Source organism: Mediterraneibacter faecis (genome assembly GCF_055383675.1).
In genome coordinates, this window is the sequence record NZ_AP043803.1 from 701,573 (window position 1) to 726,540 (window position 24,968).

Annotated in this window: 16 protein-coding genes and 1 pseudogene; 16 read left to right on the top strand and 1 reads right to left on the bottom strand. The window is 44.2% G+C overall.

The window, feature by feature from the left end; genetic code table 11:
- Positions 1-360: 360 nt before the first annotated feature.
- Positions 361-2,658, top strand: a complete 2,298-nt coding sequence (locus ACZ47Z_RS03370) for a glycoside hydrolase family 3 C-terminal domain-containing protein (RefSeq protein WP_055148871.1) — start codon at positions 361-363, stop codon at positions 2,656-2,658.
- 175 nt (positions 2,659-2,833) lie between these two features.
- Positions 2,834-5,311, top strand: coding sequence for a glycoside hydrolase family 2 protein (locus tag ACZ47Z_RS03375; RefSeq protein ID WP_464525881.1), 2,478 nt, complete (start codon positions 2,834-2,836; stop codon positions 5,309-5,311).
- Between the two features lie 21 nt (positions 5,312-5,332).
- Here the strand turns inward: ACZ47Z_RS03375 and ACZ47Z_RS03380 are convergent, their stop codons facing one another.
- A complete protein-coding gene (locus ACZ47Z_RS03380; RefSeq protein WP_226871006.1) occupies positions 5,333-6,532 on the bottom strand; it encodes a helix-turn-helix domain-containing protein in 1,200 nt (399 codons plus the stop codon).
- Between the two features lie 192 nt (positions 6,533-6,724).
- Between ACZ47Z_RS03380 and ACZ47Z_RS03385 the strand changes: the two genes are divergently transcribed.
- The 14 genes and pseudogenes from ACZ47Z_RS03385 to purN all read left to right on the top strand — a co-directional run bounded on the left by ACZ47Z_RS03385 (position 6,725) and on the right by purN (position 24,956).
- On the top strand, positions 6,725-9,364 hold the full coding sequence (locus tag ACZ47Z_RS03385; protein ID WP_226871005.1) for a glycoside hydrolase family 3 protein: 2,640 nt from the start codon (positions 6,725-6,727) through the stop codon (positions 9,362-9,364).
- 44 nt (positions 9,365-9,408) lie between these two features.
- Positions 9,409-12,156 carry an alpha-L-rhamnosidase gene (locus ACZ47Z_RS03390; protein ID WP_464525882.1) on the top strand — a complete coding sequence of 916 codons (2,748 nt, stop codon included), beginning with the start codon at positions 9,409-9,411 and terminating at the stop codon, positions 12,154-12,156.
- 99 nt (positions 12,157-12,255) lie between these two features.
- Entirely contained in the window at positions 12,256-13,656 is a 1,401-nt protein-coding gene (locus ACZ47Z_RS03395; RefSeq protein WP_055148881.1) for an MFS transporter, read from the top strand.
- 26 nt (positions 13,657-13,682) lie between these two features.
- Positions 13,683-17,159, top strand: coding sequence for a bile acid Fe-S flavoenzyme BaiCD (gene baiCD, locus ACZ47Z_RS03400; RefSeq protein WP_226865705.1), 3,477 nt, complete (start codon positions 13,683-13,685; stop codon positions 17,157-17,159).
- Between the two features lie 49 nt (positions 17,160-17,208).
- The gene (locus ACZ47Z_RS03405) at positions 17,209-17,952 is read left to right on the top strand and encodes an SDR family NAD(P)-dependent oxidoreductase (RefSeq protein ID WP_020436139.1); all 744 of its coding nucleotides are present in this window, start codon (positions 17,209-17,211) and stop codon (positions 17,950-17,952) included.
- 235 nt (positions 17,953-18,187) lie between these two features.
- Positions 18,188-18,511 (top strand): annotated as a pseudogene (locus ACZ47Z_RS03410) (FGGY family carbohydrate kinase); the annotation flags it as partial.
- Between the two features lie 251 nt (positions 18,512-18,762).
- Positions 18,763-19,443 (top strand): orotate phosphoribosyltransferase, encoded by a 681-nt coding sequence (gene pyrE / locus ACZ47Z_RS03415; protein WP_020435872.1) that lies wholly within the window; start codon positions 18,763-18,765, stop codon positions 19,441-19,443.
- A 14-nt stretch (positions 19,444-19,457) separates the two neighbouring features.
- The gene (locus ACZ47Z_RS03420) at positions 19,458-19,607 is read left to right on the top strand and encodes a hypothetical protein (RefSeq protein WP_020435871.1); all 150 of its coding nucleotides are present in this window, start codon (positions 19,458-19,460) and stop codon (positions 19,605-19,607) included.
- A gap of 124 nt (positions 19,608-19,731) precedes the next feature.
- The gene (locus tag ACZ47Z_RS03425) at positions 19,732-20,181 is read left to right on the top strand and encodes a VanZ family protein (RefSeq protein WP_054753430.1); all 450 of its coding nucleotides are present in this window, start codon (positions 19,732-19,734) and stop codon (positions 20,179-20,181) included.
- On the top strand, positions 20,150-20,539 hold the full coding sequence (locus ACZ47Z_RS03430; protein ID WP_054753311.1) for a DUF6142 family protein: 390 nt from the start codon (positions 20,150-20,152) through the stop codon (positions 20,537-20,539). Before ACZ47Z_RS03425 ends, ACZ47Z_RS03430 begins: the two co-directional genes overlap by 32 nt.
- Positions 20,536-22,641, top strand: coding sequence for an aminopeptidase (locus ACZ47Z_RS03435; protein WP_464525883.1), 2,106 nt, complete (start codon positions 20,536-20,538; stop codon positions 22,639-22,641). Before ACZ47Z_RS03430 ends, ACZ47Z_RS03435 begins: the two co-directional genes overlap by 4 nt.
- A 124-nt stretch (positions 22,642-22,765) precedes the next feature.
- A complete protein-coding gene (purE, locus tag ACZ47Z_RS03440) occupies positions 22,766-23,278 on the top strand; it encodes a 5-(carboxyamino)imidazole ribonucleotide mutase (RefSeq protein WP_054753315.1) in 513 nt (170 codons plus the stop codon).
- A gap of 32 nt (positions 23,279-23,310) precedes the next feature.
- On the top strand, positions 23,311-24,336 hold the full coding sequence (purM, locus tag ACZ47Z_RS03445; RefSeq protein WP_226861831.1) for a phosphoribosylformylglycinamidine cyclo-ligase: 1,026 nt from the start codon (positions 23,311-23,313) through the stop codon (positions 24,334-24,336).
- On the top strand, positions 24,330-24,956 hold the full coding sequence (gene purN, locus ACZ47Z_RS03450) for a phosphoribosylglycinamide formyltransferase (protein WP_015527956.1): 627 nt from the start codon (positions 24,330-24,332) through the stop codon (positions 24,954-24,956). Before purM ends, purN begins: the two co-directional genes overlap by 7 nt.
- Positions 24,957-24,968 lie beyond the last annotated feature (12 nt).

Here is a 24,968-nt window from a genome sequence, read left to right on the forward strand (position 1 = left end):
AATTAATAGGTCGCGAAGCGACCTCACTTTTAGGAGGTTTTGTCAAGTACTTTTTTGTAAAAAAAGAAAAGAATTCCTTCAAATGCCCATGAAATCAGGGCTGAAGGAATTCTAAAATTTTTCTAAAATTCTTAAGTTGACCACAGTGGTGTTAGGCACTATTAAATTTCCATATCGGGGACCGATTGAAGAAATCCTTGCGCTTGCGACCTGTAAAGGGAACGGGGTACTGCATTCCCTAATCATTTAGTAAAGGAAATGCAAACCTATTTTTACAATAAATAACTCAAAACTATAATACGAAAAGAAAAATGTATGCTATCTTTATCCAAAAGAGAAAGATTGGCAGGAGGATGAAACATGGAAACAGCAAAAATAAAAGAATTGGTCTCCAGAATGACTCTGGAGGAGAAAGCATCTTTGTGTTCCGGGCTTGATTTTTGGCACACAAAAGGAGTGGAACGTCTCGGAATCCCTTCGGAAATGGTCTCAGACGGACCTCACGGACTCCGCAAGCAGGACGATAAAGCAGACCATTTGGGAATCAACGACAGCATTCAGGCTGTTTGCTTTCCAGCGGGATGTGCAACCGCATCCAGCTTTAACCGTGAGCTGGTGACAAAACTTGGAGAAACACTGGGGGAAGAGTGTCAGGCAGAAAATGTAAGCACAATCTTAGGCCCGGCTATGAACATTAAGCGTTCCCCGCTGTGCGGACGTAATTTTGAATACTATTCAGAGGACCCGCTTGTGTCAACGGAAATGGCAGGTGCGCTTGTCCACGGCGTCCAGAGCAAACATATCGGAACAAGTCCGAAGCATTTTATGGCAAATAACCAGGAATATCACCGCTTAACAAGCTCTTCAGAAATGGATGAACGCACCATGCGTGAAATTTACCTTGCTTCTTTTGAAGGAATGGTAAAGAAGGAAAAGCCGTGGACCATTATGAACGCATACAACAAGCTGAACGGCACATACCTTTGTGAAAACAAAGAAATGCTCACAGATGTGCTCCGCAGGGAATGGGGATTTGACGGCTATGTAATGACAGACTGGGGTGCGATGAATGACCGTGTGGAAGCTCTGAAAGCAGGCTGCAATCTGGAAATGCCGTCCTGTGAAGGCGCTACGGATGCAGAAATCGTTGCCGCAGTACAGGACGGAACACTGGATGAATCTGTACTGGACAAGTCCTGTGAAGAATATTTGAATGTTATTTTCAAATATGAGGAAAACAGAGACAAAAACGCGGTATTTCAGCGTGAAAAAGACCATGAGACAGCCCGGGAAATCGAAGAGGAGTGTATTGTGCTTCTGAAAAATGAGGATGCGCTTCTCCCGTTGTCCGCAGACAAAAAGGTGGCTTTTATCGGCAAATACGCCGAGGAACCACGCTATCAGGGCGGCGGAAGTTCCCACATCAACAGCTTTAAAACAGAATCTGCAATGGACGCCGTAGAATTTCTCGCAACTGTAAAAAAGGAAAACATCACATTTGCCAAAGGCTTTGATGATGTTGAGGATAAAGCGGATGAAGCATTGGCTGCAAAAGCCGTAGAGGCTGCTGCAAATGCGGACGTGGCGGTAATCTTTGCCGGACTGCCGGACAGCTTTGAATCCGAAGGGTATGACCGGAAGCATCTTGGGATGCCGAACTGCCAGAACGCACTGATTGAAGCGGTGGCGGAAGCACAGCCGAACACCATTGTTGTGCTTCACAACGGTGCTCCGGTAGAAATGCCGTGGCTCGGAAAAGTAAAAGCCGTGCTGGAAGCCTACCTGGGCGGACAGGCTGTGGGCGGCGCAGTGGTCAATGTGCTTTACGGAAATGCAAATCCAAGCGGACGATTGGCGGAAACATTCCCACTTCGGATACAGGACACGCCGTGCTATTTGAATTACGGCGGAGAACATGACAAATCGGTTTATTCAGAGGGCGTATTTGTGGGATACCGCTATTACACATCCAAAGAAATGGAAGTCCTGTTCCCGTTCGGATACGGATTGTCTTATACGACCTTTTCTTACGGCAATCTTACGTTGGACAAAAAGGAGTTTAAGGAAAGCGAAAAACTGCTGGTATCCGTAGACGTAACGAATACAGGCGCATGTACAGGAAAGGAAGTCGTACAGCTTTACGTAGCGCCGAAGGGCGGAACAATCATCCGCCCGGTACGGGAGTTAAAAGCATTTGAAAAAACAGAACTTGCACCGGGTGAGACGAAAACCGTCACCTTTGAACTTGACAGCAGAGCCTATGCATACTGGAATACGGAAATCCATGACTGGCATGTGGAGACCGGAGCCTATGAAATCCAGATTTGCCGGAATGCACAGGAAGTGCTTCTGTCAGAGGAAGTACAGGTAGAATCAGAAACCGTCCTGCCGAAAGTGTATACCCTCAATTCCACAATGGGAGAAATCATGGCAGACCCGAAAGGAAAAGCCATATTGGAACAGGCAATGAGTGAAATGGAAGGAATGGACGGCGAGAGTACAGAGGAACAAATGCAGGATGATTCCGGAGTGATCAACGACGAAATGATGGCGGCAATGATGGAAGCCATGCCGCTCAGACAGATGCTGAGTTTTGTACCGGGAGTGACAAAGGAAGCACTGAACCAACTTGTTGCAGCGTTAAACGCAGCAGAATAAACTTATAGATATAACAAAAACCGCCGGGACAGGGGATTCGAGTTTCCTCTCTCCCGGTATTTTTCTGAAAAATTGTGTTACAAAATTATAATAATAAATTTATATTTATAATACGGAATACTCTTCAACTGTTAGAATAGTTAAAAAATGAACAAGCTGCATTAGGGAGGTCCGTATGAAAAAAATATCTTTAAACCAGGATTGGCAGTTTGCCAAAGGAACCATAACAATGATGGAGTTAATGATGGGAGACGCAGGAAATATAGAAAATATTGATTTGCCCCATGATGCCATGATTTATCAGGAAAGAACTCCGGCAACTGCGAATGCACATCAGACAGGATTTTATCCGGGCGGTGAATATACTTACATGAAAAAGTGGGAGATTCCGGAAGCGTGGAAGGGATGTACAGTTGTTTTGGAATTTGAAGGTGTTGCAGATACCTGCCGTATTTATATGAACGGGGATCTTGTAACAGAGCATGTGAATCCATATACAGGCATTTTTGCAGACGTCAGCGGTTATCTGAAGTATGGACAGGAAAATGAACTGAAAGTAGAAGTATGCAGTATAGAGCAGTCCAGCCGCTGGTATAGTGGCGCGGGGGTATACCGTCCTGTGTATGCATGGGTGGGAAAGACTGTGCATATTCCTGCTCAGGGGGTGCGTGTTACAATAAGAGAAGCTGACTGTGAGGCGGCAGTCGTGGAAGTAGAGGTTCCAATCTGTAATCGGGGAATGGTTTCCGAAACGGTACAGGTGGAAATTACATTGACCGGACCGAATGGGGCGGAAGCAGCCGCAGAACACATACCGGTAACTGTTTTTGGAGAAAGCACGCAGATGTGCTGTCAGCGTTTGCTTGTAGAACATCCTGCATTGTGGAGTGATGAAACACCAAATCTATATTCCTGCCGGATTACAATTTCTGAGGATGAGAATCCAATAGACAGTGTAAATATTTCAACAGGAATCCGTACACTTCGGCTGAATGCAAAACATGGGCTGTTAGTGAACGGTAAACCAACGAAACTGAGGGGAACCTGTATTCACCATGATAATGGGATTATCGGAGCGGCAACATTTCCGGATGCTGAGTATCGGCGCTGCCGCCAGATGAAGGAAGCCGGATTTAACGCTCTTCGAAGTGCACATCATCCGATGAGTAAGGCAATGCTGGATGCCTGTGATAAACTGGGGATGCTGGTGATGGATGAACTGAGTGATATGTGGACTCGGACAAAGAATCCTCATGACTATGCAAATTATTTCCCGACACATTGGAAGCAGGATGCATGGGACATGGTGGAAAAAGACTATAATCATCCATGCGTGATTTTGTATTCGACCGGAAATGAGATTCCGGAGGCGGGCACTTCAAAAGGGGCAGAATGGAATCGGAGGATTCATGCAGAAATGAAACGGCTGGATGCCACACGCTATACGACGAACGGAATCAATGGTCTGATGGCAGGAAATGACCGAATGGGTGAAATTATGTGCCAGGCTACAGGGATGACTCCGGAGCAGCTTGAAGCGATGCAGCAGCCGGATGAGCAGAAGCGTGGAGGCGCAGATGAAATCAATGGGATGGCTGAGGTTATGGTGGGACCGCTGGCAGATGCGATTGCCACCAGTCCGATTCTGGAAGAAATGATAGGAGAATTTGCTGCGGCAAATGACATTGCCGGATATAATTATCTGACGGCATTACATGAAGAAGATCACATACGTCATCCGAATCGGGTTGTGCTTGGCACAGAGACTTTTCCGGCGGACATTGTTCATTTGTGGGATATCGTAAAGCGCAATCCACATGTGTTAGGAGACTTTACATGGACCGGATATGATTATCTGGGAGAAGCCGGATGCGGTATATTCCATTATAATGGAGGAGTGAATTTTTCAGCGCATTGGCCGGACAGACTGGCAGGTATCGGTGACATTGATATTCTTGGTGATCGTAAACCAATTAGTTATCTGCGGCAGGCAGTGTTCGGAATTGGTCATGCACCGTCTATCGGTGTACTTCGGATGGATAAGGCAGGAATTGAAGTCGGAAAGACACCATGGATGTGGAAGGATAATCTTGCAAGCTGGACATGGCCGGGATATGAAGGGGAAACAGCAAGTGTGGATGTTTATGCCAATGCAGATGAAGTAGAACTGTTCTTGAATGGGGAAAGTCTAGGACGAAAGTCGATTGGCGGAGTATATGTTGTGACGTATGAAGTACCTTATCATCCGGGAAAGCTGGAGGCAGTCAGTTATCTGAACGGGGCGGAGGCAGGTCGGACTGTCTTACAGACAGCAGGGAAAGCGGTGAAGCTTAAGGTTGAAGCTGACCGGAATGAACTTCCTGCTGACGGAGAAAGTCTTACTTTCATAAAAATCAGACTGGAAGACGCAGTAGGAAATTTCAATCGTCGGGAAAGCGCAGCAGTTACAATGAAAGTAGAGGGATGTGCTGCATTGCAGGGATTCGGAAGTGCAGATCCGAGCTGCGAAGGAAGTTACCAGTCTCATACATGGAATACCTATGACGGCAGTGTAATGGCAGTAATCCGGGCTGCAAAATGTCCGGGGGAGGCAGTCGTAACCATTTCAACAGTAAATTTTGCAGAAGAAAAACTCGTTCTGAACATCAAATAGAAAGATGCCCAGTCTGGTATATTAGTAGATTTTATGGGTCTGATTCCGATACTGTGTCGGAGTCAGACCATATTTTTTCTTAAATACAGTCTGAAAGTAAGCCTGACTGGAAAAACAAAGATAGTTACTGATTTCGCTTAATGTCTTATCCGAATACGTCAGGAGACTTTTTGCCTCTTCCAGCTTACACCGCATAATGAAGCTGCAGACATCGAAGCCGAGCTCTTTTTTGAACTTGTTTGTCAAATAAGAGCGGCTTCTTCCGATATGCTCAGCTACATCGCCAACCCGAACGGATTCGTTGATGTGGTGAGTAATAAACTGAATACATTCAAATATTTCCAGAGACATTCCCTGAGGAATTTTATTTTGCGAAACCCGTTCCGTAAAATCAATCAGCATAGAATAAGACAAGGTTTCAATGTGGGAAATATTCTGCAGCTTTTCACATTCACGGATATATACATCGGCAAGCTGGTAAGCCTGTTCCATATCCATTCCTCCGGCAATGGCACTTCTTGTAACAATTGCGACAGTTGTAATGAAAACATTCTTTTCCTGCCGGAGGGAGTTGTCAGCCATAAGACCACCTGATAATTTGGAGGGGGTGTTTAACAATGTTTTCATTTTTTCGACGTCTCCATTTTGAATATACTGCAAAAGTTTCTGTTCAAAATGGTAGGTATTATGAAAATGCTGTTCTTCCTTTGCATTCATCACCTGATTGGAATGTACATTGGAAAACTCGCTGATGATGCTTGTGTTTTCCAGGTTAAAATGCTGTCCAACAGAAATATATTCATCGTTGAAACACAGGTGAAGCCAGGCAAGTGTCTGGAGAAACTGGTTAAAGGAAATCTGAGGAATATTGACCAGAAATTGGAGTATATCCGGTTTGTGTTCCTGACTGATTGCCCATTCCTGCATGAAAGTGCGAAGTGTAAGATCTGAAATAGGTGTGCTGAATACAGGGCCAATGATGATTACGCAATCAGCATGCTCCGGCTTTATATAACCATAATAGCCGAAGGACTGCGCGATAAAATAGTCCGGGTTTTTTGTGAAATGTCGGAAACCGGACAGGATGCCTTTAAAAACAGACGGGTCTTCCAAAATCGAAGGAAAGGAACAGTCATCGTCGGGTGAAGCGTGGTAATAGCCAATCGGTATGGAGGTTGATGCATAAAATAATTCACAAAATGCCTTTAAATCAGTAATCATGGAAGACTCCTTTCCAGGTAAAACCGTACTTTTAAACTCTCTTTGAAATGGATGTAATACTAATTATAAGGCGTTCTATTTATAAAAACAAGGACAAAATTGAAATATTGTAATCAATATTGTAATACAAAAATCATATGATTTGATATTTTATAGATAACTCAATGAAAGTATTTAAAAGGAGGACTCAACATGGGAATGGAAGATTTTTGGGAACAGCTTCCGACAGGAAAAGAAGATAAACCATTGCTTTTTGAAATGGGACCGCTGGAGTATGATTTCCATGATATTGATGGATTGTATTTTATGCTGGATCGTCGCTTATCCGGCTGTCTGCTTATGATGTGGGCAAAGCCGATGAATCCGGATATTCAGGGAACCGTCACATTAGATAGCAGGGTGGTATCCGGCTGTATCAACCAGTATATGGAAGTTATGGGGAATATGTGGGTGCTTGGAATTCCGCTTCGGGGACTTGTGACAGAGTACGGTCGGGAATATCAACTTCACGTGGAAGGTTTTGTGGATATGGATGGGAATGAGATGAATCCGCAGGATTTTACGGTCAGAGGTGTGGAAAAAGTGAAACCGAAGCCGGAAGATGCAACACATGAACAGATTGCACTGGAAGCCGCCAGGGAGGGAATCGTTCTTTTGAAAAATGCGGCGGAAGTTCTTCCGCTGAAGAAGGGAACGGTATTGAATCTGTTTGGCAGAGGTATTCACGAATTTCGTATCGGAGCAGTGGGGGCAGGCAAAATCAATCCTCGCTACAGTGTTAATTTTGTGGAGGCTGTCAGGGAAGGAGAAGCTTATTCACTGAATGAAGAACTGGTTGAATTTTACGGCTGCGACAGGGATGAGATACCGGGGGACGAGATGTTGATGCGTGCAAAGAAATTGTCCGATACGGCAATCGTGTTCCTGACACGTGCAGCAGGAGAAAACCAGGATGCTTCCACGGCGAAAGGGGAATACTATCTGAGCGAGGATGAAGAAGCACTTATTGCAAAAATAACGGATACATTTGCAAAGACAATTGTGATTTTAAATGTCGGATATCCGATTGATGTGACATTTGCAGAAAAGTATGCAGTTGCAGGACTTATATATTCGGGATTTGGTGGAATGCTTGCAGGACCGGCACTTGTGGATATCCTGAGCGGGGCTGTAAATCCGTCAGGGAAGCTGCCGGATACATGGGCAAAGGATTATTTTGATATTCCGTCGTCGAAAAATTTCTATGACTGTGTGGATAAAACACGTTTGACAGCAGATGAAAATATATATGTGGATACTTGTTACGAGGAAGACATTTATGTAGGATATCGTTATTTTACAACATTCAGGAAAAAAGCGGCGTATCCGTTTGGCTACGGATTAAGTTATACGGAGTTTTGTATCAGACAGGAGAATATTCGATTTGACGGGGAAGTACTGGAACTGGATGTATATGTGAAGAATGTCGGGGAAAAAGCCGGAAAAGAAGTTGTCCAGGTTTATGTAGGCAAACCGGAATCAGAACTGGAGCAGCCGGAAAAAGAACTGGTATTCTTTGAAAAAACAAAGGAACTGCTTCCGGGAGAGGAACAGAAGATTTCGGTTCATGTTCCGGTGAAAGTATTGACTTCATATTCGGAAGAAAAAGCGGCGTATATTTTATCAAAAGGATATTACCGTATTTATGTGGGAAACAGTATTGAAGCAGCGGAATGCGGCGGATTCGACGAAGAAGAAACAAGAATAATCAAACAGGTAACCAACCTGCTTTGCTGCGATTGCAAATTTACAAGATTATCCAAAACAAATCCGGATGATACATGGCCGACAGGAGCGCATTCCGGAGTGGTCAAAAATAAGTTGACATTTTTGCCTTATGAGAAGAGGAAACATTATCCCGCAAAGTTTGATATGGAGAAACCAAAAGAGAAGGTAACATTTGATGCTGTAAGAAAAAATCCGTCACGTGCGGCTGAGTTTGTGGCACAGATGTCACCGGAGGAACTTGCCCGCATCAGCGTCTGTGCCTCGGCTGGGTGGGGAATGGAAGGTATTGGTGAGGCAGGTCGTGTGTTTCAGACAGAAGGATATGATTTGCCGGACTTTCCGGTGAGCGATGGAAACAGCGGAGTCAATCTGAACATCAAAAATATTGGAATGCCGTCAGGCGTTACAATCTGTGCTTCGTTCAATAAAGAATTATCGGAAGCAATCGGGTGTGTAATCGGGGAAGAAGCGAAGACATTGGGCATGCCGCTGGTTCTTGCCCCGGCATTTAATATTCACAGAAATCCGCTAAATGGACGACAGCCGGAATATTTTTCGGAAGATCCGTATTTGTCCGGTGTCATGGCTGGATTTTATGCAAAAGGATTGGAAGGAGCCGGGGTCGGAGGCTGCTATAAACATTTTATCGGGAACAACTGTGAATCTTCCAGAAAGCGAAATCAGAGTCTGATTTCCGAACGTGCAATCCGGGAAATTTATTTTCGGACTTTTGAATATGCGATGGATGTTCATATGCCAGCCAGCTTTATGACGGCGTATAATGCGGTAAACGGCTGCCCGACAGCAGCGGATGAAGAACTTCTACAGGGGCTTCTCAGAGAAGAAAATGGGTTTGCCGGTTTTGTAATGACGGATTGGACAACCTATGACAGTGTAGATGTGGCAGCAATGGTACAGGCGGGAAACTGCTGGATTACACCGGGCTCTAATGATGATACATATACCGGTCAGATAAAGAAAGGATTGGAGAACGGTACCATAGACACGGCAAGACTTCAGGAGAATGTTACCGCTCTGATTCGTACAATGGCAAAATTTTCATAGAATAGAAAGAATCAGAAAAACAAAAAGAAAGAGAGGAAATGTATATGATTCGTGATTTGACAATAGAATACAGAAAAAATCCGATAGGAATCGATGAGAAACCACGTTTCTCATGGAAGCTGGAGAGTGAAAAGCAGGATGTTGTGCAGACAAGCTACCAGATTCAGGTTGTCAGCGGAGGCCAGCTTATGTGGGACAGTGGCCGGGTGGAAAGCGACCAATCCGTTCTGGTGCCATATAAGGGTGCTGCATTGAAAGAGATGACTGTTTATCAGGTGCAGGTCAGTGTATGGGATAATTGCGGAGAGCTGGGACAGGTGACAGGAAACTTTGAAACCGGTTTGATGAGAGAAGAAAACTGGAATGCAAAATGGATTACCCATACACTTCCGGCTGAAGAGACTGCATGTCCGGTATTTGTCCGCAGCTTTTCTCTGGACAGACCGGTGAAGAGAGCAAGGCTGTATGCGACCGCCTGTGGTGTATATGAGGCACTTATTAACGGAAGGAAAACAGGAGACTTGTTCATGGCTCCGGGCTGGACATCTTATCATCACCGACTGCAGTATCAGACTTATGATATTACGGAACTCCTGGAAAAAGATAATGAGATTACGGTTACTGTAGGAAACGGGTGGTATAAGGGAGAACTCGGGTTTGATGCAAGACCGAATATTTACGGCGACAGAACGGCTTTGCTGGCAATGGTGCGTATCGAGTACGAAGACGGGGAAACTATCTGCATCGGCACTGATACGGACTGGCATGTGGAAACAGGAGAAATTCTGTTTTCCGAGATTTATCACGGTGAGATACAGGATTATACAAAAGAAAGAAGGCAGGTGGGAAAGGCAGTTCTGTTTGAACATACGGATGATATCGGGCAGATTGTGGCGCAGGAATCCGAGCCGGTCCGGGTAACGAAACGGTTTGATGTAAAGGAAAGGATCGTGACTCCAAAAGGAGAATTGGTGTTTGATTTCGGACAGAATATGGCAGGACTGGTAGAAATACGACTTCCAAAACTTATGGAAGACAGATTAGTTATTCGATATGCAGAAACACTGGATAAAGATGGAAACTTTTATACAGAGAATCTGCGGACGGCAAGATGTACAGATACATTTATATACGGAGAAAAGCAGGTGGGAATGCTTGTGATGCCGCACTTCACTTTCCACGGATTCCGTTATATTTGTGTGGAAGGCGCAGGAACGGAAACAGAGGCATCGGATTTTACGGCATGTGCAATGCACACAGACATGCAGCCGACAGGAACATTCACATCCGACAACACGTTGGTTAACCAACTGCAGAGTAATATACAGTGGGGACAGAGAGGCAACTTCCTCGATGTTCCGACAGACTGCCCACAGAGAGATGAACGGTTGGGCTGGACCGGAGATGCACAGGTATTCTGTGGTACAGCCTCCTACAATTTTCACACAGCACTATTTTTCCGAAAATGGCTGCGGGATATGGCGGCAGAGACCAATCCGGAGTGGGGCGTACCTCATGTTGTTCCGAATATTCTCGGAAATCAGGCGGGAGCAGCGGCATGGAGCGATGCTGCGACAATCATTCCGTGGACGATTTATAAGGTTTACGGGGATAAAGAGATGCTTGCGGAGCAATTCCCGATGATGAAGAACTGGGTGGATTATATACATGCGAGAGTCTCGAAAAACGGATTGTGGCAGAGTGGATTCCAGTATGGAGACTGGCTGGCACTGGACATAGAATCCGGAAGCACCGACCGGACAGGCGGAACGGACAAATATCTGGTGGCAAATGCTTATTACGCATATTCGACCAGGATTGTGCGGGATGCTGCGGATGCATTGGGGTATGCAGAGGAAGCAAAAGCATACGGTGACTTATATGAAGAAATAGTAGAAGCCATTCATGTGGAATACGTGACAAGAAGCGGACGAATGGTCAGCGAGACACAGACAGCCTGTGTGCTGATGCTGTACTTTGACTTGATAAAACCGGAATTTCGTGATCGTATTTTGGAGACATTGGAGTTGAATATCGGGGCACACCATAATCATCTGACGACAGGTTTTGTGGGTACACCGTATCTGTGTCATTGTTTGTCAGAAAACGGTCTTCATGGGTTGGCGGATGAAATCTTTATGAAAGAGGATTTTCCAGGCTGGCTCTATGCAGTAAAGAAAGGCGCAACGACAATCTGGGAGCGTTGGAATTCCATTCTGCCAAATGGGGATTTTGACGAATCAGGTATGAACTCCCTGAACCATTATGCGTACGGTTCGATTGGAAGCTGGCTGTACGAAAAAGTTGCAGGAATACGCTGTATGGAACCGGGATATAAGAAAATACGGATTCAGCCGACGCTGACAAAGGGAATGACAGAGGTGTCCGCAGCTTATGAATCCATATATGGAACAATCGTAAGTGCATGGAGCTGTAGAGAAGGAAAAATCTGTGTGGATGTGCAGATTCCGGTGAATACAACGGCTGTTATCCAGCTTCCGGAGAAAGAAGCGGAATTTACGGTTGGTTCCGGCAGATATCATTACGAGTACAAGACGGATACCAATCTGAAATTCGAGAAATATTCGTTGGAGTCAACACTCGGAGAGTTGGTCGCCGAAGAACTTGGCCGCAGTATGTTTGAAGAAATGATGCCGGGAATGCTGGAAGACCCGCTGATTCAGTTTGCATTGTCCATGACCATATCCGATCTGCTTGTGCAGGATGCACAGGCAAAGCCGATGTATCTGGCAGTCATTGATGCGCTGAACGCTGCAAATTCAAAATTATAAAAAATAAGCTAAAATTAAAATACGGACAATTAGGAATGTGATATTTTAAGCTTACAGGATATCAAGAAAAAATGTGATACGAAATGAAGGAGGAACACAATGAGTAAAAAACCATTAGGAAAGGACAAATTCGGCGTTCAGAAAGTAATGCGCGTGAAGGATTACTTCGGAGACGCTACGGGACAGTTCGCATTGAATGCGATGTCCACACTGGTAGGACAGCTTACATACTTCTATACGGATAAGGTTGGTATGGCTGCCGGGGCGATTGCAACAATGTTTATTGTCTGTAAGATTATTGACGCATTTACAGACCTGATTATGGGAAATATCATTGACCATACAAAACCGGGAAAAGAAAAATATCGTCCGTGGCTTTTGAAAGCGGGAATTCCGGCAGGTATTGTAATGGTTCTGATGTTTACGGTGCCGAAAATAGGAGATGTGGGACAGATAATTTACGTGACAATAACGAACATTCTTCTGACAGCAGTATTATATACGGCAATGGCAATCCCTTATAATTCGCTTATGACCGTTCGTACGAACAGCCAGGAAGAACGAGGCATCATGGGAACATGGAGAGCAGCGACCGGTTATGTGGCAGGTATGATATTTGCAATCTGTATGATTCCGATTACGAATGCACTGGGCGGAAATCAGAACGCATGGATTAAATTTGGCTTTATCATGGGAATTATTGTAATACTGGCAGCCTTGATTTGTTATGCAACAAGCCGTGAGACAGCAACAGAGGCAGGAGCGGCAGTAGAAGCGAAAGAAGAGGATGAAGAAGTGATTCCGTTTAAGGAAGCGCTTGGAAAGCTGTTCCACAACAAATACTGGGTGATTGTTCTTGTGGTGAATCTGCTCTCATGCATTATATATGGTCTTGCATCGGGTGCGGGAGTATATTACTGTAAATGGATTTTCGGCAATGACAACCTGGTCGGCGTTCTCGGAGGAATCGGAATGATTCCGACCCTGTTAGGATTTATACTTGTAGGACCGATGATTAAGAAACTTGGTGTTGTGAAAACGCTGCTGGTGAGCTTTGCAATGGGTGCAGGAGCAAATATACTGCTTCTCTTCACAAAAGACATCTTTTTCTGCTACGCATTGTTCGGAAGTATTACAACATTTGCAACCATTCCGATGATGTGTCTGGTTGGAGTTATGACGGCAATGTCAATTGATTATAATGAATATAAATATGGTGTAAGAATGGTAGCAACCTCCAACAGTGCATCCAGCTTTGGCGGTAAAGTGGGAAGCGGACTCGGAACATCTATCATCGGCTGGTTCCTTGCAGCAGTCGGCTATGATGCTACACAGACTGTAGCGCCGGCAGCTACAAAAATGGCAATTTACGGATTCGCTATTGTAACACCGTTAGTGATATTTGTTATTATGTTTATTCTTGTAAGCAAGTTTGATCTGGAAAAAACACTTCCTGCAATGAAAGAAGAAATTGCAAAAAGAAAAGCACAGAATGCCTAAAAAAACGCCAAAAAGGAGGAAGGAAGATGTTTGAAAAACTATTTACCCCAATCAAAATTCGAGGCATGGAATTGAAGCACCGTATCGTTATGCCTGCAATGGGAACAAAGTTCTCAGGACAGGCAAGTTATGTGACACCGACGCATATCAACTACCATGTGGAGAGAGTCAAGGGCGGAAGTGCGCTGAATATTGTAGAAGTCTGCAGCGTACATACGCCAAGTGCTCCGAGAGGGTTTCTGTCAATCAGTGAAGACGAATACATTCCGGGGCTGAAGGAACTGACGGATGCGATTCATGCGGAAGGCGGAAAAGCAGGTCTTCAGTTATGGCAGGGCTCTCTTGCAGTCGGTTCAGACCAGACAGCACAGATACTGATGGCATGCGATACACCGTTTAGCGAGGAGATTACACTTCCGGGAGCTACCATTGAAGAAATCAAGGAAGTAGTGACATGTTTCGGAAAAGCGGCGGCAAGAGCGGTAGAAGCAGGATTTGACTGTGTGGAATTTCACTGTGCACATAATTATCTGCCGCATTCATTCCTGTCGGGTGGTATCAACTTCCGAACGGATGAGTACGGAGGAAGCTTCGAGAACCGTGCAAAGTTCCCATTGGAGTGTATCCGGGCAATCCGGGAAAATATTCCGGAAGATATGCCGTTATTCATGCGAATTGATGCCCATGATGATTATCTGGAAGGCGGCCTGACGATTGAGGAAGTCATTGAATTTTGTAAGCTTGCCGGTGAAGCAGGCGTTGATGTTTTGGATGTATCCAGAGGTAATATTATTTCAGCGGCAACAAAATACGAAGTTCCGCCAATTGATATACCGAGAGGATTCAATATTGACAATGCGGCACGTATCCGCAAAGAAACCGGAATGCTGACGATTGGTGTAGGACGTATCAATACAGCAGAACTTGCCGAGCAGATACTGGAAGAAGATAAGGTGGATATGGTTGTCATGGGCCGTGCGCAGCTTGCAGATTCCCAGTTCTGTAATAAGGCAAAAGCAGGAAATGTGGAAGACATTGATTACTGCGTGGGCTGTGATCAGGGATGCCTGGACGGATTCGCAGATGAGAACTGTCCGCAGATTACCTGTCTCAGAAATCCGGCAGTCGGAAGAGAAGCAGAATGTAAAATCACCAGAACAGAAAAGCCGGAAACCGTATTGATTGCCGGTGGCGGAATCGCAGGACTGGAGGCCGCAATTATCCTCCGGCAGCGAGGACATAAAGCCATCATATGTGAAGCGTCAGATAAAGTTGGCGGACAGTTTTTGACAGCAGGAGAAGCTCCGAGAAAGGCAGAGATGAAAGAAGCCGTAATTGCTATGGGTAAAAAGGCAGAACGTCTGGGAGCAGATATCCGTCTGAATACACCGGTAACAAAAGAACTGATTGCAGAAATCAAACCGCATACCGTATTCAATGCAATCGGCGCAGAACCTTTGATTCCGGGAATCCCGGGAGCAGACCTTGCGTGTGTGGTAAATTCGCACGATGTCCTGAACGGAAAGGTGAACGTCAGCGGAAATGTGGTTGTCATCGGCGGCGGTATGGTCGGTATGGAAGTAGCCGAATATCTGGCAGAGCGAGGATGTAAGGTTACGGATCTGGAAATGATGAAGGAATACTGTGCGGATATGGGTATGGCAAGGAAAGCCTGTGTGATGGAAAGTATTGCTCTGGCAGGAATTGAAGCCGTTACAGAAGTAACCGTAACTGCTATTAAAGAAGGAAAGGTTGTCGGACAGAAGGATGGAGCAGAAGTAGAGTACCCTTGTGATTACGCAGTGATGGCAATCGGTTCCAGAGCCAGATGTGGAAAAGAGATTGAAGAGGGCGCACGGGCAATCGGTGCAGGTTATATGGTGATCGGAGATGCCGCCATGGCAAGAAGAGCATTGAATGCAGTCAGGGAAGCGTTTGATGCAGCATTGACATTTGACGATCCGCAGGTACATGCAGATGTGACAAAACCACAGAAAATCGTGGCGGTTACAGGAGTGACAGGTACGATGGGACAGGAGACTCTGAAACAGCTCTTACCTAGGGGGAATCGCTTCAAAATCCGTGCATTTGCAAGACCTTCTGAAGTAAATAGAGAAAAAATGAAAAAATTTGCAGCTCCGAATCTGGAAGTGGTATGGGGAGACCTCGGAAACTATGAGGACATCAAGAAGCTGGTAGACGGAGCGGATTATGTTCTCCATATCGGTGCAATGGTGTCACCGGCAGCGGACAAGTATCCTGAAAAGACATTGTATACCAATATTGGTTCCACCCTCAGTATCATCAAGGCAATCAAGGAACAGCCGGACCCGGATAAGGTACATTTTGTATATGTCGGAACAGTAGCTGAAACCGGCACACGTACATATCCGATTCACTGGGGAAGAGTCGGTGACCCGATCAATCCTTCTATTTTTGATTATTATGCACTGTCCAAAGTGTTCTCTGAACTGGCAGTTTATGAATCCGGACTGAAACACTGGGTATCCATCCGTCAGACAGGGCAGTATCCAAGCAATGAGAGCGCAGGCGAGGAACCAATCATCTTTCATCAGCCGCCAAACTGTGTACTGGAGTGGAGTACATCCATTGAGTCCGGTATTTGTATGGCAAATGTCTGCGAAGACTGGGTTCCGGAATCATTCTGGAGAAAGGCATACAACTTAAGCAGTGGAGAAGGATATCGTCTGACTGCCTGGGAACAAACTGACATGCTGATGGAACCATTTGGAATTACTCTCAAGGATTTGTTTGATGCAAACATGATCGCACAGTACAATTTCCATGGACATTATTTCTCAGACGGAAAAGATCTGGATGACATTTTGCATTTCCGCTGTATCCCGGCAGATGAGTACTGGGGCGGTGTGGTAGACGAGATGCGCAGAATGGCAGCAAATCCGATGATCAGAGCAATGTTCCCAACTGCCGAACAGATGAAGGAACATAATATTGAAATCGGTCACAAAGAGGGCGGAACATACTGGGCTTTGGAAAACAATAAGGAAGACTGGATTAAGGCATTCTTCGGTTCCAGGGAAAAACGAGACGCAATCAAGAGCTGGGATGAAGGTTATGAACTCTTCCATCCAAGTGAAGAGGTAACCTATCTGGATCACGGCTACGATGAAGAAAAAGGGCTTGAAAATCTGGATATTGAGGATTTGAAGAAAGCGGCTGCTTTCCGTGGCGGTGAATGTCTGGAAGAGAAAGCACCGGCAGATATCTACACCCCGATTAAGTGGAAATGCGCAGACGGACATGAGTTTATGATGTCTGTGAATGCAGTTCTTCAGGGTGGACACTGGTGCCCGGAATGTCTGGCACATGAGTGGCAGTATGGAAATATCGCAAAAGTAAATCCGTTCTATGCACAGGTATGGACTCCGCTTCACGGCGATGATGAAGACTATGTGATTCCGATGGAATTCAGTGGATATGATATTGCAAATGAATTAAAGAAAAAATTGAATTTACAGTAAAATAAGTGGAAGGAAAATAGAAGAAAGCAGCGAAGATAGGAGAAATATTATGCTGAAAGGAAAAATAGCAGTAGTAACTGGAGGTACACGCGGAATCGGGTATGCCATTGTGAAAAAATATCTGGAGAATGGTGCAAAGGTCATATTATTCGGTTCCCGGCAGGAGACAGTAGATAAGGCACTGGCATCCTTAAAGGAAGAAAATCCGGAATGGGAAGTATCCGGTGCCTGCCCGAGTCTGACAGACGCAAAAGAAGTGGCAGACGAAATCCAGGCAATTCACAGGAAATACGGAAAGATTGATATTCTTGTAAATAATGCGGGTGTATCTGACAGTATGATGACGATAGATTGCAATCCAGAGCATTTTCAGGAAATAATCAATCTGAATGTAAACGCAGTATTTAACGCAATTCAGCCATCGGTAGAACTGATGAAGGAGCAGGGCGGAGGCTGCATTATCAACACAAGTTCTATGGTAAGTAAGTACGGGCAGCCAGGCGGAGTGGCTTATCCTACTAGCAAATTCGGGGTAAACGGTCTGACAATCTCTCTTGCAAGAGAACTGGGACAATATGGAATCCGTGTCAATGCAGTTGCACCTGGAATTACCAGAACAGATATGGTGGCAGCACTCCCGGAGGAAGAAATTCAGCCGCTTATTGCAACGATTCCTCTCGGAAGAATCGGAGAACCGGAAGATGTGGCAAATGCATGCCTCTTTCTCGCAAGTGAACTTGCAAGTTATGTGTCAGGAGAAATTTTAGCTGTGGATGGTGCAACAATCTGCTAAGTTTTCAAAGTAGAATAGATAGAAAAAGTAAAATGCGGGTGGCGGCGACTTATTTTCTTACACAGATAATCCTTGTGAATCTGTTGGATTCTTCAACAGATGGAACAGGCTGAGTCATCACCAGTGCAAAAAGGGACACTTTTTTTACAAAGGAGTGTCTTTTTTTGCTGTGTAAAAATTCGTATCATATAGCTATAACAAGGAGAAGAGAAGGAACGAATGAAAGGAGACAGCAATGAAATACTTTCTCGCAGTAGATATTGGGGCTTCCAGCGGCAGGCATATGCTTACGCACATGGAAGAGGACAGAATGGTATTGGAAGAGGTTCACCGTTTCTACAATGGGATGACGGAGAAGAACGGACACAAAATTTGGGATGTGGATACACTTTTTGAAGAAATCAAAATCGGAATGAAAAAGTGTGCCAGCCTTGGTAAAATTCCGGAGAGCATGGGAATTGATACCTGGGCGGTGGATTTTGTGCTGCTTGACAAGAATGGTGGAAGAATCGGGGATGCAGTGGCGTACCGAGATGCAAGAACCACAGGAATGGATGAAGGAATGCCTGATTGTAGGAGGGAAGCTTATTGCAAAGAATCACTTCCGAAAGGTCGGGAGAATAGAGCGCACCTGTGCTATGGTCATTTAAAACGGATTGATAATTGTAAGGTTTTATGGTAGAATAAAGACGATATTTGGAATCCTTCCTATTCTACACTTAGGAAGGAGGCACAAATGGGTAAATCCCTTAATGGTAAAGAATTAGGTAAAGGCGTGAAAGCCTTATAAACAGGAGGTTTTAAGATAAAATGGAAGCATATAAGAAGGAATTCATAGAATTTATGGTAGACTGTGATGTATTGAAGTTTGGAGATTTCACACTGAAAAGCGGAAGAAAATCCCCATTTTTCATGAATGCAGGAGCATATGTAACAGGATCCCAGTTAAAGAAACTTGGAGAGTATTACGCAAGAGCAATTCACGAGACATATGGAGATGACTTTGATGTACTGTTTGGACCGGCTTACAAAGGAATCCCGCTCGGAGTTGTAACAGCAATCGCATACAGTGAATTATATGGAAAAGAAGTACGTTACTGCTCAGACCGTAAGGAAGAGAAAGATCATGGCGCAGATAAAGGAAGCTTCCTTGGAAGTAAGCTGAAAGATGGAGACCGCGTGATCATGATCGAGGATGTTACAACATCCGGTAAATCTATGGAAGAGACAGTTCCGAAAGTAAAAGATGCTGCTGATGTTACAATCGTTGGACTTATGGTATCCTTAAACCGTATGGAAGTAGGAAAAGGCGGAGAGAAGTGCGCACTTGACGAAGTGAAAGATCTCTATGGATTTGAGACAGCAGCGATCGTTACAATGGAAGATGTTGTAGAGTGCCTTTACAACAAGGAATGTGACGGAAAAGTAGTGATCGATGATGAATTAAAAGCAGCGATCGATGCATATTATGAGAAATATGGAGCAAAATAAGGAGGCCTGGTGTTTTGGAAAAAGCGTATCGTGTAATGAGAAACAGTGGAGCAGGTAACATTGCAATCGGAATAATCCTGCTTGTTACAGGAGTTACGGTAGGAATTATTTCTATTATCAATGGAGCCAGTCTGTTAAAACATAAAAATAATATAACATTTTAAAAAGAAAGTCCCCTCGTAGCTTGTTCAGTGTGAGTAGTTACGTCCGAAGTGAACCGGCAGAGGGGGCTTTCTTTTTCTATGAAGGTGTAAAGAATTGACAAAAAAAGAAGCGAAGAGAGTCAGGATGCTTGGAAAGATCCTGTTTATATTATATATTATCTTCCTTGTATACTTTCTGTTCTTATCAGACTGGTACGGCAGGGAAGGCGTAATGGATGAATACCATTACAATTTGGTGCTATTCAAAGAGATTAAGAGATTTATTCAATACAGACATCAGCTGGGAACATTTGCGGTGTTCTCAAATTTATTTGGAAATATTCTGATTTTCATGCCAGTTGGTTACTTTTCTGCAATGGCAGGAAAAAGAAGAAGCTTTTTCAAAACGTTATTTTGGAGTTTTTGTCTGACTTTTTGTGTAGAGTTAATGCAGCTGATCACGAAAGTGGGATGCTTTGATGTGGATGATATTCTGCTGAATACAATCGGCGGTGTACTTGGATATATAGTTTTTGTAGTTTGTAATCTACTAAGGAGAAGAAATGATCGGAAAAAAAGAAAAGAAAAACGATGAAAGAGAAAAAAATCAGAAGAAAGAAAAGGAACGAAAGAGTAATAAATCAAAGAAATATGGGAAAGCAGCGTATCTGCAGTCAAGAAGAGGTGTGATCTCCTGCTGGTTGACCGGATGGTCACTTGCTCTCTTGCTGGGATGTGTCGGATATGCATTCCTGACGAGAGGAAAGGCAGCTGGAATTGTCGGAGGGATCGCAATCCTTTCTTTAATGATTGATATCTATGGAATCTGGAATGCAATAGAAGGATTTGAGGAGCAGGATAGAAAATATCTTTCCTGCAAATGTGGAATCGGGATCGGTATTGTGCAGATCTTGTGCTTCCTTGGAATTTTTGTTGGAGGTCTGAACTTATGATCGGAAAGTTAAGTGAGTTACAGAAGGAGAAAAATGAACAGTGCACACAGCGTCACGAACTGGCAGTTGAGCGTCTGCGCACGATCGTGACAGAAGAAACAGTGAATGCAGCATATATTTCTTACTTTCAGGATTGTACCTTGTTTCTGCTTGAGTTAGAGAATACACGAAAAAAGCTAGAAGATGGAAGCTGGGACAGCTTAAGTCTTGAAGAAAAGCGTAGCCTGAACAGGATTCTTTATAGTGATATTATAGGAGAGAAATATCAGACAAGCTATGCCAATCAAGACTATGCCTGTGAAAAATTGGGGCAGGAGATGGGACAGCTTTTAAGTTTGTTGTATACGGAAATCAGAGCAGGAATTTCGTATGTGTTTGAACAGCGCAAGGATTATCTGACAATCCTCTATGAGTTGTTTCTCGAAGTCTATACCTGTTTCGAGGGAATGAGTGAGGAAGAGAATCCAGTTCCAAAGCCGGAGCAGATCAAGGAGATTCTGTATTGGTATGCAAGCGATTACTGCGATGTGTTTTATGCAGACCGAATTCTGGAGCAGATGGACCCGTCAGCGGATTTTGCAGTACAGATCATTGAGAAGGCAGATCTTGATGAAGATGATTATCTGTATGAATTCGGTGAGTACATTTCCAAGAATGAACTTGGAACAGCTCATCATCTGAGAAATCTGCCACAGGAGACACTGCAGAAGATGGCAGATGTATATACGGAAGGATATCGGGTTGGTTTTATTAATACTGGAAAAGATCTGTCAAAGAAATCGATTGTAAATATCCGTTACAGCCTTGGATTTGAAAAGGTGATCTGCCTTGCAATCGAGAACTTCCGTAAGATGGGATTAAAGCCGGTTATTTATCGCGCTGCCTCCAGCGTGATCACGAAGAGAGAGCACCACAAGATTGGATATTACGGTGCGATTGCGAATCAGCAGTATGAGTATGATCACAGACAGGACCAGGCACTCTTTATGGATAAGCGTTATGTAGAACGTAAGCTTGAGGTGATGAAGACCGTTTTTGAGCAAAATAAAGAGATGGCAGCAGGCGTTGCAGGACCGGCAGTTATGGAGATCTTTGGCGAGACTCCATTTTCACCGGAAGCGAAAGAAACAGCACCGGCATATGATGAGGCGCAGAGAGAACTGGATCTTCTCTTTAGCAGCAGATCAGGACAGATCACGAATGAGTATATCAAGGGTGAGGAAAGAAGTTTCACGATTGTTGCTTATCCGGTGCCGGAGATTGGGGCAGATTATGCAAAGATCTTTGATGAAGTGATCAAGATCAATACATTAGACGCGAAACTTTATGAAAAAGTGCAGCAGACAATGATCGATGCATTAGATCAGGGAACTTGTGTACATGTAAGAGGAAAAGGAGAAAACCAGACAGATATTACAGTACAGTTATATCATCTGAAAGACGCACAGAAGGAGACGATCTTCGAAAATTGTGTGGCAGACGTGAATATTCCTGTCGGAGAAGTATTCACTTCACCGGTTCTGGAAGGGACGAACGGCATACTTCATGTAAGCAAGGTATATTTAGATGGACTTCAGTATCAGAATCTGAAACTTACATTTCAGGATGGAAAGATCACCGACTATACATGTACGAACTTTGAGGATGAAGCACAGAATAAGAAATACATTTACGATAATGTGTTGAAGAATCATGAGACTCTTCCGCTTGGTGAGTTCGCAATTGGAACAAATACGACTGCATATGTGGCAGCAAAGAAATTTAATATAGAAGATAAGATGCCGATTCTGATCGCGGAGAAGACAGGACCGCATTTTGCAGTAGGAGATACATGTTATTCCTGGAGTGAGGAAATCAGAGTCTACAATCCGAATGGAAAGGAAATTGTGGCGAAAGATAATTCCTGTTCTCTTCTTCGTAAGGAAGATGTATCAAAAGCATACTTTAACTGTCATACAGATATAACCGTGCCTTATAAAGAGTTAGAAGAAATAAGTGTAGTGACAAACGAGGGAAAAGACATTATACTATTAGAGGACGGAAGATTCGTATTGCCGGGAACAGAGGTACTTAATGAGCCTTTGGATGAAGCGGGATTTTAAGGAAATCCTATAGGTAATTGGATAGTTAATAGATGATTAAATGGAATCTTTCATAAGTATGGATAATAAATAAACAAAGTTTTCCAAGGGAAGGAAAACAGTATACCACTGAGGAGGAAATGATATGCCAAAAGTAGGAATTGTCATGGGCAGCGACTCAGATCTGAAGGTGATGAGTAAGGCAGCAGCCACACTGGAGAAGTTTGGAATCGATTATGAGATGACGATTATTTCAGCACACCGTATGCCGGATGTCTTTTTTGACTGGGCAAAGGCAGCTGAAGGAAAGGGAATCAAAGTAATTATTGCAGGAGCAGGTATGGCAGCACATCTGCCGGGAATGTGCGCAGCACTTTTCCCAATGCCGGTAATTGGTATCCCAATGTCAGGAAAGAATCTGGAGGGTATGGATGCACTTTATTCAATCGTTCAGATGCCACCTGGAATCCCGGTTGCTACAGTTGCAATCGACGGCGGTATGAATGCGGCAATTCTTGCAGCAAAGATGCTTGCAATGTCAGATCTGGAGCTTTTAGAGAAACTGAAAGCTTATTCTGCAGAGATGAAAGATACGGTACAGGCAAAAGCAGACAGACTTGCAGAAGTTGGTTATGAGGAATATCTCAACAATAAATAAATATTACGATTCGAAAGAAAAGGAGATTTACGATGGATTACAAGACATCAGGTGTAGATATTGAAGCCGGTTACAAATCAGTGGAATTAATGAAAGAATATGTAAAAGAGACAATGCGCGCAGAAGTTCTCGGAGGACTTGGCGGATTCTCAGGAGCTTTCTCTCTTGCGAAGATCAAAGAGATGGAAGAGCCTGTTCTTCTTTCCGGTACAGACGGATGCGGAACAAAGGTAAAACTTGCTATGGTAATGGATAAGCATGACACAATCGGAATCGATGCTGTTGCTATGTGCGTGAACGATATCGCATGTGCAGGTGGAGAGCCACTCTTCTTCCTGGATTACATTGCATGTGGAAAGAACTATCCGGAGAAGATCGCTGAGATCGTAAAAGGTGTTGCAGAAGGATGTAAGCAGTCGGATGCAGCTCTGATCGGTGGAGAGACAGCAGAGCATCCGGGGCTTATGCCGGAAGATGATTATGATCTTGCAGGATTCGCAGTTGGTGTTTGCGACAAGAAAGATATGATCACAGGAGAGAATCTTGCAGCCGGAGATGTTCTGATCGGAATGGCTTCTACAGGTGTTCATAGCAACGGATTTTCACTTGTAAGAAAAGTATTTGATATTACAAAAGAATCTTTAGATACTTATTATGATGATCTTGGAACTACTCTTGGAGAGGCACTTCTTGCTCCGACAAGAATCTATGTAAAAGCACTTAAAAGCATCAAAAATGCAGGTGTTACAGTAAAAGCATGCAGCCATATCACAGGTGGCGGATTCTATGAGAACATTCCGCGTATGCTCAAAGAAGGAACTCATGCAGTTGTAGAAAAAGACAGCTACCCGATTCCACCAATCTTTGCAAAACTTGCAAAAGAGGGCGAAATCGAAGAGCAGATGATGTACAACACATTCAACATGGGACTTGGAATGGTTCTCGCTGTTGATCCGGCAGACGTTGATAAGACAATGGATGCAATTCGTGAAGCAGGAGATCAGCCATATGTAGTCGGCAAGATCGAGGCTGGCGAAAAGGGAGTGACTTTATGTTAAGAGTCTTAAGTATGGTGTCAGGAGGCGGAACAAACCTTCAGGCAATCATCGACAGCGTAAAGAATGGAATGATCACGAACACAGAACTTGTGGGCGTGATCAGCAATAATAAGAATGCCTATGCACTGACACGTGCCAAAGAAAATGGAATCGATGCGAAATGCATTTCTCCGAAGGACTACGAGTCAAGAGAAGTGTTCAATCAGGAACTTTTAAAGGCTGTAGATGCATATGAGCCGGATCTGATTGTACTGGCAGGTTATCTTGTGGTAATCCCACCGGAGATGATCAAGAAGTATAAGAACCGGATCATCAACATTCATCCATCTCTGATTCCATCTTTCTGTGGAACAGGTTATTATGGATTGAAAGTACACGAGGCAGCTTTGGAGCGTGGTGTGAAAGTAGTTGGTGCAACAGTACATTTCGTAGATGAAGGAACTGATACAGGCCCGATCATCTTGCAGAAGGCTGTAGAAGTACACAATGGAGATACCCCGGAAGTGCTTCAGCGCAGAGTGATGGAACAGGCTGAATGGAAGATCCTTCCACATGCAATCGATCTGATCGCGAACGGAAAGGTTGAAGTAGAAGGACATCGTACAATCGTTACCGAGTAAGGAGGCAGAGAT